At 51.8% G+C, this 13,105-nt stretch carries 9 protein-coding genes and 2 pseudogenes; 4 read left to right on the top strand and 7 right to left on the bottom strand.

Annotation, left to right across the window (positions count from 1 at the left end; all coding sequences use genetic code 11):
- Nucleotide 1 precedes the first annotated feature (1 nt).
- From WDJ60_RS16150 to WDJ60_RS18860, 5 genes and pseudogenes are all read right to left on the bottom strand, one after another.
- Nucleotides 2-946 carry a dTDP-glucose 4,6-dehydratase gene (locus WDJ60_RS16150; protein WP_340101713.1) on the bottom strand — a complete coding sequence of 315 codons (945 nt, stop codon included), beginning with the start codon at nucleotides 944-946 and terminating at the stop codon, nucleotides 2-4.
- A complete protein-coding gene (locus tag WDJ60_RS16145) occupies nucleotides 943-1,971 on the bottom strand; it encodes an SDR family NAD(P)-dependent oxidoreductase (protein WP_340101711.1) in 1,029 nt (342 codons plus the stop codon). Before WDJ60_RS16145 ends, WDJ60_RS16150 begins: the two co-directional genes overlap by 4 nt.
- A gap of 43 nt (nucleotides 1,972-2,014) precedes the next feature.
- On the bottom strand, nucleotides 2,015-3,823 hold the full coding sequence (locus WDJ60_RS16140) for an ABC transporter ATP-binding protein (protein WP_340101709.1): 1,809 nt from the start codon (nucleotides 3,821-3,823) through the stop codon (nucleotides 2,015-2,017).
- A gap of 354 nt (nucleotides 3,824-4,177) precedes the next feature.
- A pseudogene (locus WDJ60_RS16135) lies at nucleotides 4,178-5,113 on the bottom strand (Cdc6/Cdc18 family protein); the annotation flags it as partial.
- Between the two features lie 26 nt (nucleotides 5,114-5,139).
- A pseudogene (locus tag WDJ60_RS18860) lies at nucleotides 5,140-5,436 on the bottom strand (Cdc6/Cdc18 family protein); the annotation flags it as partial.
- 954 nt (nucleotides 5,437-6,390) lie between these two features.
- Between WDJ60_RS18860 and WDJ60_RS16120 the strand changes: the two are divergent.
- Complete coding sequence (locus WDJ60_RS16120; protein ID WP_340101706.1) at nucleotides 6,391-7,260, top strand: ParA family protein; 870 nt, start codon at nucleotides 6,391-6,393, stop codon at nucleotides 7,258-7,260.
- Nucleotides 7,257-7,670, top strand: a complete 414-nt coding sequence (locus WDJ60_RS16115; protein WP_340101705.1) for a DUF7970 domain-containing protein — start codon at nucleotides 7,257-7,259, stop codon at nucleotides 7,668-7,670. Before WDJ60_RS16120 ends, WDJ60_RS16115 begins: the two co-directional genes overlap by 4 nt.
- A 235-nt stretch (nucleotides 7,671-7,905) precedes the next feature.
- On the opposite strand, the gene WDJ60_RS16110 is transcribed toward WDJ60_RS16115, so the two are convergent.
- The gene (locus tag WDJ60_RS16110) at nucleotides 7,906-8,259 is read right to left on the bottom strand and encodes a type II toxin-antitoxin system PemK/MazF family toxin (protein WP_340101703.1); all 354 of its coding nucleotides are present in this window, start codon (nucleotides 8,257-8,259) and stop codon (nucleotides 7,906-7,908) included.
- A complete protein-coding gene (locus WDJ60_RS16105) occupies nucleotides 8,256-8,492 on the bottom strand; it encodes a hypothetical protein (protein WP_417750471.1) in 237 nt (78 codons plus the stop codon). The genes WDJ60_RS16110 and WDJ60_RS16105 overlap by 4 nt, the downstream gene beginning before the upstream one ends.
- A 2,208-nt stretch (nucleotides 8,493-10,700) precedes the next feature.
- Here WDJ60_RS16105 and WDJ60_RS16100 point away from each other — a divergent pair.
- Both WDJ60_RS16100 and WDJ60_RS16095 read left to right on the top strand, forming a co-directional pair.
- A complete protein-coding gene (locus tag WDJ60_RS16100; RefSeq protein ID WP_340101700.1) occupies nucleotides 10,701-11,612 on the top strand; it encodes a hypothetical protein in 912 nt (303 codons plus the stop codon).
- 91 nt (nucleotides 11,613-11,703) lie between these two features.
- The gene (locus WDJ60_RS16095) at nucleotides 11,704-12,018 is read left to right on the top strand and encodes a hypothetical protein (protein ID WP_340101698.1); all 315 of its coding nucleotides are present in this window, start codon (nucleotides 11,704-11,706) and stop codon (nucleotides 12,016-12,018) included.
- Nucleotides 12,019-13,105 lie beyond the last annotated feature (1,087 nt).

The raw sequence follows: 13,105 nt of genomic DNA, 5'->3' as shown, positions 1-13,105 counted from the left end.
ATCAGGACTCCTCCTGCAACCACTCCCGCAACTGCTCGACTCCCTCTTCCAGAGATACTTCCGGCTCCCAGCCAAGCAGCTCGTTAGCCTTCTCGTAGCTCCCGAGGAGTTTCTGCACCTCACTCTGTGGATGATGGTGTTCGACATGTTTAATTTCTGTGCCCTCACTTGCGATCAACTTGGCGAGGTCGTTGATCGAGATGTCCGACCCGGTCCCAGCGTTGATAACTTCTCCGACGGCCTCCTCAGAGAACGTCGCGTCGACGATGAACCGCGCGGTGTCCGTCGCGTACACTAGGTCCCGGGTCTGAGTCCCGTCCCCGAAGATCTTCAGTGGTTTCCCTTCGATGTCCCGACTCGTGAAGATCGAGACCACTCCGCCGGCCATGCCTGTCTTCTGGAAGGGGCCGTAGGTATTGAACGGCCGGAGGATTGTCACCGGGAGATCATACCCGTGGTAGTAACTCTCGGCGAGGTTCTCGGCTGCGAGTTTCGTACCAGCGTACGGGGAGGCTGGCTTGACTGGATGAGACTCATCGATTCCTTCTTTTGAGTCCACCATATCGTAGACCATGCAGGTACCAACGAGACCCAGACGTGTCTCGGTCTGTCGACACGCCTCTAGCACGTGTTCAGTTCCGACGAGATTTGCTTCGAAGTGCGATTGCGGGTTATCGAGACTCTCCTGAACGTCGATTTCCGCTGCCAAGTGAATACAAGCGTCGGTGTCCTCGTCGAGAAGTTCACTGACGGTTTCCTCGTCCGAGACATCACCGACGACCAGGTCAAATCTGTCGTGAGACTCGAATTCGGCGACGTTCCGCCGAGAGCCGTTCGAGAGATTATCGAGTCCACGAACGGTATATCCTCGTTCAAGCAGTTCGTCGACGACCCATCGGCCGATAAATCCAGCAGCACCAGTCACCACTACGGTTTCTTGAGTCATTGTGGGAGTTCCTCCTCAAACTCTGTCTGGAGCAGTGTAATGATCTCTTCGCGACTCATCTTTTCCGCACGCTCCGAAGAACGGACGACATCCTCGACCGGTTCGAAGCCGTCGATACCATCATGCTTCAGATATCCGTTTTCGCCAGACTGTTCGGGTGTGATAGCATACAGTGACTCGCTCTCGATAGTGCGTGAGACTTCCCGTTCGGTAAGAATCTCTTCGTCGAACGTCTCACCGACGCGACGACCTGTTACCTTGATTTCGATGTTTGCGGGGTCGTGACCGTACATTGGACCAAACACGTCAATCATCGCTTGTGCTAAATCTTCGATACGAATTGCATCCATCTTGTGTACAAAGACCTCACCTCCCTCAGTGTGTTTCATTGCCTGAAGGACAAGCGAGGCGACATCATTATATGTGAGGAAAAACCGGGTCATTTTGGGATCTGTGAGTGTAATGGGACCACCCTCCTGGATCTGCTCCTTGAAAACGGGAATAACGGAGTGTGAGGAGTTAATAACGTTCCCAAACCGGACAGAGGCAAGAAGGATATCGTGCCCGCCGCTGTATTTATTTGCAGCTGTAACGAGCTTTTCTCCGAGAAGTTTCGTTGTTCCCATCGTATTTGCGGGATGGACCGCCTTGTCGCTGCTTGTGAGAATAAACCTGTCTACACCAGCATCAATAGAGGCTTCAATTAGATTCTGCAGTCCAACAACGTTCGTCTGGACTGCTTCGAATGGGTTGTATTCGCAGATATCGACGTGCTTCATCGCAGCCGTATGAATAACAATATCGATACCATCGACAGCCCGGCGTAACCGGTCCTTGTCACGAATGTTTCCGGAGAGGAATCGGCATCGGTCGTCATCTAATGCTTTTTTGAGCGCGGCTAATCCCGGTTCACTCTGGTCGAGAATACGAACGACATTTGGGTCTTGATCGAGAAGTCGCCGAATCAGTATTGTTCCGACTGATCCGGCTCCGCCGGTAACGAGTACATTTTTACTAGCTATCATTGGTTGAACGTCCGGATGCGACTTTAAATAGGTTCATATACGGTCATCCACCTTGTGACTGAATAGCATATAGTTCGGCGTACTGCCCATCTTTGGTAATCAACTCTTCATGTTGTCCTGTTTCGACAATTTCACCAGCATCGACCGAGTAAATCCGATCAGCATTCTTCACCGTCGACAGTCGGTGAGCGATTCCAATCATTGCGTAATCTCTTTCCATACTTTCAATCGACTCTTGAACCTGTTTTTCCAGATTCGAGTCCAGATCACTTGTCGCCTCGTCGAGTACCAGTACGTCGGCATCTTTCAACAGCGCTCGCGCCAACGCCACCCGCTGGCGCTGTCCACCTGACAAACGAACACCGTCATCCCCGAGTTGTGTCTCGTACCCATCTGGTAGGTCGTCGAAGAACTCATCGACCTTTGCAATCTGAGTAACATTATCTAGTTCTGCCTGTGAAACATCTCGGTTCCCGATAGTGAGGTTATACCGCAACGTATCGTTGAAAATAAACGGATCCTGTCGTACTACAGCAATCTGCGACCGCCATTCGTCGATGTCCATCTCATGAATCGAACGGTCGTTCGCTCGTATCTCTCCAGCGTCGGGTTCGTACATCCGCACGAGTATCGAGATAATCGTTGATTTTCCGGCCCCAGATTGGCCAACGAATCCGATGAATTCCCCCTTCTCGAATTCGAAGGAGACTCCCGAGAGTGCTTCGTCTTCCTGCCCTTCATACGAGAAACGAACATCATCGAACTCAACTGTCTGTATTTCATCTGGCACCGGCTCCGTATCGGCTGTCGGCTCGCTGTTTTCTTTTAGCTCGTCGATGAACGCCTGGGTTCGAACCAGATGTGGGAGGTTATTCTCTATTTTATATAATTTCGAGTTCAATCCGCTTGCTTTCGGTCCCAACCGAAACATTGCAAACAGGAACACACCAAGTGATCCAAGCGAAAGGTTCGCAAATGTAATCGCGACATAAATCAGAATGAAAACTGAAACCGCAGTCAGAAGGTTATAGAAGTTCTGAATTATTTGTTCGTTGCGTCGGAGTGTAATACTCGACTCAGCGTATTGGTCCACTGATCCAAGAAAATCATCGAACAATTCCTGTTTGAGACCGAATAGCTTCGTGTCCCGAATTCCCTGTGTCCCAGCTTGGGCTGCCTGCTGGACACGTTCGTTTGCATCTGCGACTTTATCACCGAGATCGTAGCCAGATTCTACGCCGTACCGGAATAGCACTGTGAACCCTCCGAGAAAAACAAGGGCAAACAATGTGAGAAACGGCGCAATAACCAGTGCAACCACGAGGTACATCAGCGCCAAGAATCCCTGTTCCAAAAAATTAACAACAATCTGGATTGTTCGACCCGCGTATTCTGCTTGCGTCACGATGGCGTTGAGAATGTCATCTGACCCTTCTTTATCGAAATATTCGATCCGTGCATCGAGGGCGTTGTCGAACGCACGCGTTTGCAACTCCCGTGTATAATCGACCGATAACGCACTTCGAAGCCAGCGCACAACAAAAGTCAGCGTCCATCGGACTGTCAGTATCAGACTTACGCCGACGACGACGAATCCAAGCGTAAACGGAATACCCAGCAACTGATAGACCGAGACGAACGTTCCCAGTATTCCGTCAGCCTGCTGCGCCGGATCACCCGACGACTGAACAATCTCGACAATCGGCAGAATGAACCCCAGTCCGACCCCTTCTAGTAGCGCAGCAAAGACACCGCCAACAATAATCGCCGCAGTAAGTCGCGGCCTGTATTTTGCAACTCGAATAAGCGCACGGAGTTGCTCCCGGCGACGGATATCCTCGGCCTCGCTCATTACGTCAGTGAATTCTCTGTCGGTGTTTATACTCGTTGATATAGCGACACGCTATCTTCGTATCCACCATCTGTACCACCCACAACCACCAACACCCTGGCGGGTCGAACGGCCCGAGGGCTTTCACCGGTTCCCCTAAGATCTCTTCGTCAAACCCAGCTCCGTAGTGTCGTTTCATGCATAGCGAGCGAACTGCCGGAAGCATCCAGACTGTATAGACATCGTGTTCACAAACGTGACAGTCATCCATACCCTGCTACCGAATGCCTGAAAGTCCCACGAGTAGGCGCTTTCCGCCTCTCGATGGCACCCATCCTTCGTTCAGACACACCTCACACCGAGTGATGAGATGATCTACTCCGCCCCACCCACATCAAGTGCCTGCACGACGACATCTGGATCCCGAAGGAGTCGATGTTCGAGATAACTTCCTTCTCCTTGTCCACCACCGGTATGATTCGATTCGGTAATCCCGAGAAACGACTGTTTTTTGAGAAGGCGATACACGCGGTCCTCCGAGAGTGGCGCCGTTCCGTCCCGTTCGACGAGAGTCGTATAGAGGGAGCATATCCGATGTGTTCGAAACGAGTCCTGCTCTGGATGTTTCGCAGTGAGCAACGCTACTGCGGGCAGGATATGCTTGACGTGGGGTGTCGTCCCACTCACTAGCTTCTCGAATCGGTTCACCTCCGCCCGCTGGACTGCGTCATCAACGTGCTCGACGGTGACCGTCTCTGGACCGTTCTTTTCTGCAATCCGCCCCGCTTCGTACAACGTGTCGATTGCCTTCCGTGCATCACCATGTTCCTTTGCGGCAAAGGCAGCTACTTTCGGGATAACTGCTGGTTCTAAGACATCGTCTCCGAAGGCATCAGTACGATTTTCGAGTATCGTACGCAACTGCCCGGTATCGTAGGGATCAAACACCAGTTCATTATCCTGCAAACTGGGATCAATACGTTCGTTCAGCGGGTCGCGAAATTCGATTTTGTTACTGATACAGATTGCGCCGATGTGGGTGTTCGATTTCCCACTTTCGCGGGCACGAGAGAGACTTCGGAGCAGCTCATCGTCATCGAGTTTATCGATTTCATCGAGAATGACGTCGAATGAATCAACTCCGAATTTATCAAGAATCTCCCACGTTAGGTCTCGATAGTCCGTAGCGGCGATACCAACCCGTGGAATATCGATATCGGCATTCAAATGTGCCGCGAGTTCTCGTGCAATCTCCTGACCGGCTTTCGCCTATGTCTGGTAATCCGAACAGTCCACATAGGCATGACAGAATTTAGGAGGTTGTTGCTCACCAGTCACGCCGACAGCTGGATGTCGCGGGCCAGCTTGCCCTCGCCGCGTAACAGTCGGTAGAGAAACTTCCAGGGGTCGTAGTTCCCGTCCTGTGCAATGTGGTCGACCTCGTCGAGGATGAGCACCGCCTAGGCCGGATAGGCTGCCAGTGCGTCCCAGATGCCAGTAAAAGCACCATCGAGCCCTTCGTAGGCGCCGACTTTCTCCCCCGTAAGTTCGAGGTGGATTTCGTTGGCGGCGCTGAAAATCGACCGGCATTCCTTGAGGTTCACGTACTCAACGGCGACGTCCTCGTGGCGCGCTGGGTCGTGTACTGGATTGTCACGAGGGCTGGTTGTCTCGTTCGGTTTCCGGTAGTCCGTCGAATTGGCGACGAGTAAGCTACGACGCCCAGAGTGATCTGCATAAGTTCTGAACACGCGTGAGGAGACATCGTTAAGAACGATTTCACGGTGCAGTCTACCGGTATTCGTGTCTCTTGGTCGGGGTTCAACAGTTGCGCTGACCACTCAGGGCGTGGTATTCAGCGTGGACTGCCGTTCTGACTATAGTGTGTGAAGACTTCTATGACACGCTGGAGTACCCAAAGTCCTGCAGTCCAGTCTGGAGTCGCTCCCGCATCCGTAATCGAAGTGCTCGTCCACGTGAATCGGCCCCATTCGACGTCTTTCTCTCCACGGAGAAACTCTCGCTGGGTCGGTGCGAGTAATGCACTGTCGTCAGAGCCAATGATTCGTATATTGAAACGTATATTTATTAATATACCGCTCCAATAGCATAGTAAGCCAATGGCGATACACACGTCACAGTTCTCCCTAACCTGCTACAGAGTGGACTGTCGGGGTGAGTTTCGGTATTGTGGTGACGAATCCGGCGATCTATTGTATGAGTGTCGAGAGTGTGGCGCATCCCTCTGTGAGACGGGTGTTCGACAACTCGCTACGGATGACGGTCCAGTTGGACAGTTGGCCTCTCTTTTGCTAAAGGAGAGGGTGTCATACAACAGTTCTTATACCAGAGAGTAGGGTGAACGCTGAGGTGGTATGAGCCCAGCGACCCTACAAGATAATCCACGGGAAGCTCGGAGCTTGACCCCGAGGCGGTTCACTCAGTCAGTTTGCTCTTCTAGACCATCGTCTGGACTAACAAGCTAACCTAGCTGTCTTGCCTGTCTTTCTTAGACAAGTGTCTTAGGTAAGAATCTTAGATTGGTTGTCTGACGTAGTTTCTTAGGCCTGCATCTTAGATGTGACTGTATGCTCTCGTACACGGTATATTCGGAGGCTGGCGGCGTCGGAAAAACCTCGCTGACGGCGAATTTAGCCGTCGCACACGCTCGGGCAGGTCTCGACGTCTTGGTCGTGCCGCTCGATCCACAGGATGGCGACCTCTCACGACTGTTTGGTGTCGACACGAGTCGTGCCGATGGCGATGCTGACAATCTGGTCCGACACATGGTTAACAGCCCGCGAGGGTCCTTCAGCGGTCTCGTTCGAAGCGCTGAGGGAGTCGATATCGTCCCGGAGCACAACATGCTGTCGGACCTTTCAGACCATCTCGCGCGTGAACAGGCGAAAGCCGAGGACCTCGGTGATGCGTACAACATCTACGCACAGTTGCGCCGAGTCCTGCAGGAAGCCGACATCGCCGATGAGTACGATGTCCTCATCTGCGACCCGCCAGCGACGGAGTCGGACCACCTCTATAATGCGATTTATGCAACCCGAAACCTTGTGATCCCTGTTGAGCCGAGTGCGAAAGGACAGGCATCGGTCGAGGGTCTCGAAGACCTTGCGACGAATTTCGCTGACCAACTCAACATTGAGGTTGGTGTCCTCGCAGCAATCCCGAATCGGGTAAAGAATACGCGTGATCAGCAAGAAATGATCGACGACATCACGTTCCCGGCACCAGAGGTCATCGGCGACCGGACCTCGCTGATGGAGGGCTGCTGGAAACAGCAGTGCTCGGCATTTCGGTATGTTCAGGAATTCCGCAGCCGCCGACGTGACTACGAAATCGAAACGTTGGCACAATTGGATCGGATCGCACGCTTCCTCGAGGAACAGGCTGGTGTCGACGCTCCACGGCCGCCAGAGCCTGGTGCACTGGAGGAACCAGCATGACGGGGTTCAAAAGCGGCGCGAGTCCGAGTGGTCTCGACGATGACGAGGACGATGAGGAAGGTGGAGCCAATGAAACCAGCAACAGCACCCAGAAGACCGAGCAGCGCTCGCCTATGACCTCAAATCAGGAAGAAACCGAGGAAACAGAATCCACGACCTCGACCGCATCGAGTGGTCTCCCGTGGATCTACCAACGGTCGAGCATCACCGACGGACGGGCGAAGACTGTTCAACTCCACCTGCAACAGGAAACACTCGACAAAGAACGGGATGTGAAGACTGAACTTGAGTCGCAGATGGGAGAAACGGTGAATAAGGCGGATCTGCGGGAAGCTGCATACCTTGTCGGTCTCGCTCATCTTGAGAATATCAACGACCAACTCAGTGAGTGGGGCTACAATGCAGACTAGACCAATATACTGACCAACAGACTATAGTAGAATATGGAATTTTTGCAGGGTTACCCGCCAAAGACCGGCGTATCTTGTTGGTTCTCGGAGATCTGGTGTGAAGTATGAGTGAATACTTCTGGAGATTACTACATTATACTTGGGTAGCATCTCTCCCATGCCTCGCAGTAGTTGAGACTGGCTGTCTCAATGCATACGAATCTGATACTGATTTCTTCGCAAAGAGTTTCGCCGATCAGTCGAGTCCGAGACTCAATTTGAGCGCGTCGTCGATCTCGCCCATTGTTGAATCGTCGAGACTGCCAGCCACCGAATGGATTCGCTTCTCGACAGAGACAACTCGAATTTGATCAAGCCGCACAGAGGAGTCTTTCTCGAACGGTGAGTCCGATGCTTCCACGAGTACCTCAAAGGGATAGCCTCGGTACGTTCCCGTCGCAGGTGCGACGATTGTGGTATTAGAGTTTCTGTTCCCGATATCATTCTGGACCACCACTGCAGGCCGTGTTTTCCGCATTTCGTGCCCTTCGGCAGGATCGAGTTGAACGATAACGACATCACCGCGCCGAATCTCGGTGTCGTCGCTCATTCATCAAGTCCCGACCACGCCTCGTCCGAAGCCCCGCCCCACTCGTCGGCAATGTCGCTGGCACTTTCCGACGCTTCACGATACGCGGCGGCTAGTTCCTCCTCGTCGGGAGCTTCAGATTCAACCTCGACGACAGCCACTGTGACGCGCTTGTTCGCGTACTCGGTGCCGAGATACACCCGTCCCCGGTCATCAGTCTCGTTCGTCTGGAGTTTGTCGGCGTCAACTTTCATCTCGTACCCACTACTGCCCACGCCCATATCAACCTTACCCACCATTACCCATTAATCAGACACTCTCTATCGGTCGAGCAGCGACCTCGTGAGCAGCACTATGTCGGTCCGCGGTCAAGCTGTGGTATATCGATCAGGCTCGGAACGAGTCGGTGAAATGGACGAAGAATTCCTGATATAGGAGAGGTTCGGTGACGCAGTTCGCCCAATATCGTACATTCTGCCAGGGCAATAGCCCGTGTAGTCTCAACTTTACCAGGCTCCAGTTAAGTTACGAACGACACGAAACGTTCACGGGATGTATTCGTACTATCTATCTCGGAATTATCTAAGACAACTATATCAGAAAGTTATCATAGAAGGTCGGAGAGTAAGCAAACGTAGCGTGCTTTCAATCCAGTCGGTATAGTGAACTCTAACGGTTTACACAAGATGTTTATTTTAGTGAACTGACTTGTAATCATGTCGCAGTCAACTTTTGTTTATCTGGATTACTATGTTCTCCTCGCGTTGTTTATTATCGCATGGTTGTCTGGCGGCTATTGGCTGTATGTTGATTCCAAGGCACGCGGCAGTTCGTACCCCTTACTGTGGGCAACTTCGTGGGTTGTCTTCTGGCCAATCGGTGTGTACTATCTCATTTATTTCTACCGAGAAAGTGATCGGGAGAACCCACCGTCGCGCAAAGAGCACGTCGCAGCGATGTTTGCAGGCAGTAGTATCTTCGCAACGAGTCTTGGGTTGATATCGGCATCGTCAGTTCCGATCTCACGGGCAGGGACCGCAGTACTTACTTTCGTGGTTGCGATTCCGATAATGTACTATATCGTAATCTATCGACCTAACAACGTAATTCAGCGTAGCGCTTAGGAAAATGTTAGATTATAGAACTCGTGTCCTCATTGGTGTCGTCGGCCTCTGCGTTCTCGGACTCATCGGAGGTGCGGTGATCACAGGGGCACCAGGAACGTCCTGTAATGAGAACCTCGCGTTTACGAGTCCGCCCCCCGAGCTCAATCTCTCCACTGATAATACAACGAATACGCTCACTGTGACGTACACTGGCGACCAGCCACTGGTTCAGTATCCGGACTCCGACCGGTCTTCGGGCAAACGGACTATTTCGCTGTATCTGATGCTAGAACACGACTCGTCAGAAGAACCCACCCGGTACACGATAGCTAACGCCTCAAATGAGTTCCCTATCACCAGCAATGAAGAGTTTTCAGTTACTGCAAGAGATTTCGACGAAGAATCGTTCACCGCTGGTGATCAAGTTACACTGGTATGGAACCGTACGCAAGCACGACTCCCAAGCTATTGTTTGACCAGCCGGGACCCTGCTCCAATGGCGACTTCAGTAGACCAGACAACAATCAAGCGCTGAGAAGCACACAGCATAGAGGCCCCACATCTGAACAACTGACAGAGAGAAAGTACTTACCGAAAGATCTGGTGGAATGATATGATGGCGTACCGCACAATACTCTTGATCTGTTGTGTGATGCTTGCGCTGGCGGGGTCTGGTTGCCTTACTGCCTCACCGTCAACAGAGAAATCGGATACCCCCACGTCTGACCACACGATACGGGTCATCCCTGTCAATGAGACCGGTGACGATGGGCCGGTAATACAAAACGGCACAGCACTCCTTGCGGAACATGATGAGTTGCAGGAGGTGGCAATGCAGACACCGCAATCGGGTATGTCACGGGCGATTAGCCCCGAGACCGCGCACGCAATTCGTGATGATGTTGGCGCAGCTAACTTCTATCTCTCTACGACCAATGAAACATACCGAGTGACGCTCATCAAAGAAGCGTAGGGCAACCCATTGACCACGCTCTCAAATACACCGCTCACTTCGTACGCTTAGAGAACGGTCGATAGAGGAAACTCCCGTACCAGTACGCCAGTTGATCTACCCGAATCTTGTCAGAAACCAAGTGAAAGACTTAGAGCTTGACTGCAGCTACGCCTCGTTTTGATTCACCTTTCTCACGCTGAACCGTCCGCTCACCAAACTCCCAAAACGACCGCTGCAAGTCCTATCAGCTTCTGATGATTGTCGGAGTCCCGTGCAAGATAGGGGACGCAAATGAGATTCCGGACGGTTTTATTGAGACCGGCGTCCGCCACTCGGATATAGTACCTCATAAAAACGGGTCAACCAACCAAAACTAAATTGCAGGTAATTCAACCACAACCATGGACGCTGAACTAGAACGCCTGATAGACTGTCTTCTCGCCGACATTGCCTGCTACAACTGCGGAACAGAATTCGTCATCCAGGCAAACCGATTCACTAGAGAGGAAGATGGTCTGTACACCACCCCACATTCCTGTCCCGGATGCGAAGCCGAGTACGAAATTACCGTGGAGAACGACAGGCAAATCCTCAGCTACGAAGCCAACCGACTCAACGAGGATGATGACCACCTGAACATGTTCTCCAGTTCACGGAAAGAATCACTCCACAGACAAACGCACGTTATTAGAGAACTAGTAGAGGGCTTCGGTGAACTCAACGCTGCACTCGCCATCCTATGGGAGAACAGAGATCGCATCCACGATGCTTGCGATACCTTCCGAGACGAAGGGTTAGACGGCAAAGGAGCAGAGTTTGACCGACGGGTCAACACTGACGTCCATAACTACATGGCGAGTGCCTACAGCTTCAATCAAATCCTCCAAACGATCGAGCCAAACATCCCGACCGACGGCCCCGTAGAGGAGGCGAAGGAAGAATTCGAGGACGAAGAACGGTTGATAATAGGGCTCAGAGTGTATGCGCAGCACAACCTCTCACTTCCTTTCGTCTACGCCCAATTCCTCGACGAGAACACGGGTAGTACAGAGATGACGTTGAGTGTCGGCTTGGAAGAAGTGACCGTCATCGAATCCGACATCGACACTTACGGCCCCGACGGGTACAGGAAAGGTGCGGATCGCCACTACGAGAAAGTCGAAGGCGATACGATCAACATCGAACGTCGCATCAATTTGCACTACGAAGCCGCAGAAGAGTTGGTTGATGCTATCGGTGAACACGCCGAGGCAGAACACGGCGAAGAGATTGAGGATTATCGTCAGACAACGACATTCGAAGCCGAACGATGACGTAATAATATGACTCCAGCAACTCCTTCGCTGGATTCAAGTGAAGCACTTAGCGGGGAACATTAATTGCTGTCCACAGACCATATATCGTATGGCCCTTGAGAAGGCGGTTCGTGGAGTTACGATTCTTGCCGTGATGGGCCTCACTTACAGGATGGGTCAATTGGTTGCAGGGACCGGGGGAGATCCAGATCTACTTTTCGTCGCAGGTGTGATTCTCCTCGCATTCCTCGGTCTTGCCGGGCTGATGCGTGACATTCCACTGGTTAGCGCTATAACCGGCTTCCTGCTGTTCGGTATTGGATTTTTGTTCCTCACTCCCTCGATACTGGTGGCTGGCATGGCATTGGTCGTTGACGGTGTCTCGTCGGGCACGCCTCGGCTAACAAACTCTGCACCTGTGTAGCCTACACGAACAATCTGCACGCTTACTGAACAGAACAAGTGTCCGGTTCTCGGCACAGATACGGACATCTCCTCGATACAGATAGATAAGTTAACAGTGTAGTCCATAATATATTTAGTCTATTATCTGATAGCTGCTATATGATGGCAGATGAAAATAATAGCCCCTTCAGCACTGAAAGTCTCCTAACTCTCATCACCGTTCTACTGTCTCTGATACTCTTTGAGATCGCATGGATTGCGAGTTCACCGCTCTTTTTCATCAGTTTTCCAGTGTCCATCCTTGTAATAGTAATTTTGAGTTTGCGAACGGCGAGTTTGCGAACTCGCAATTAATCATCAAACCAGTCTACTCAGTCCGCAACCTTACTGAGCGGTCAATACAGTGGTTAGAAATAGTGACTATTTGTCACAAGACACTTACGACAGACCGGGGTTCTAATTATATGGCCCCGCTGTCACGTAGAAGCGTGCTTCGCGCAAGCGGTGCGGCGCTCTTTGTCGGACTTGCTGGATGCTCTAATGTACTGGACGGTTCAGCACCGACGGTCAAACGTCTCGTATTGCGCTCTGATACTGGCGAAACAGAACCAATCCGCATTCTGACTACGTACGCGCCCCGGAACGACTCAGCTGTACAATCACAAGCCTTCTACGATGCACATGCATCAGGTGAGCTCCAAATCGTAGAACAAGATGACGGCTCTGGTTTCTACAATATCCATGCTGAGTCCCAAAATCATGGTAGTGATGCCTTCTTGGCGTACAACTCGCATAAAGACGAAGCGCCATCCCATGACCTACAATTCGAGTTCGTCGTCCAAGCCGACGGGTCGCTCTGGTCCAATATAGGAAGAGCTGGTGAAGAAATATCTATTCCCGGGGATGGTGAATGAGCAGATTTAGTGAACGGTCGATATAGCACGTATCATTCACCACAGATATGAGCTCACTTAGTGTACTCAGCTTTGAACGTTGAAGTAGGAGCGTGACGTAGGCGGTAGCGAACACGGATGATGCCGATTACGGACTTCTTGTCGTGCACGCACGTGTTCGACGAGTTTGAGTCGTTGTCATCTGCGCAATGT

The sequence above is a fragment of the Salinibaculum salinum genome (assembly GCF_037645885.1).
Classification (GTDB): Archaea; Halobacteriota; Halobacteria; order Halobacteriales; family Haloarculaceae; genus Salinibaculum; species Salinibaculum salinum.
The sequence above is the reverse complement of the archived record's forward strand: the minus strand, read 5'-3'. Positions and strand labels throughout refer to the sequence as shown.

Coding starts and splice junctions, on each gene's coding strand:
- WDJ60_RS16105 (WP_417750471.1), bottom strand. CDS start 8,492: ATGAAAGTTGACGCCGACAAACTCCAGACGAACGAGACTGATGACCGG.
- WDJ60_RS16140 (WP_340101709.1), bottom strand. CDS start 3,823: ATGAGCGAGGCCGAGGATATCCGTCGCCGGGAGCAACTCCGTGCGCTT.
- WDJ60_RS16095 (WP_340101698.1), top strand. CDS start 11,704: ATGGCCCTTGAGAAGGCGGTTCGTGGAGTTACGATTCTTGCCGTGATG.
- WDJ60_RS16115 (WP_340101705.1), top strand. CDS start 7,257: ATGACGGGGTTCAAAAGCGGCGCGAGTCCGAGTGGTCTCGACGATGAC.
- WDJ60_RS16120 (WP_340101706.1), top strand. CDS start 6,391: ATGCTCTCGTACACGGTATATTCGGAGGCTGGCGGCGTCGGAAAAACC.
- WDJ60_RS16100 (WP_340101700.1), top strand. CDS start 10,701: ATGGACGCTGAACTAGAACGCCTGATAGACTGTCTTCTCGCCGACATT.
- WDJ60_RS16110 (WP_340101703.1), bottom strand. CDS start 8,259: ATGAGCGACGACACCGAGATTCGGCGCGGTGATGTCGTTATCGTTCAA.
- WDJ60_RS16145 (WP_340101711.1), bottom strand. CDS start 1,971: ATGATAGCTAGTAAAAATGTACTCGTTACCGGCGGAGCCGGATCAGTC.
- WDJ60_RS16150 (WP_340101713.1), bottom strand. CDS start 946: ATGACTCAAGAAACCGTAGTGGTGACTGGTGCTGCTGGATTTATCGGC.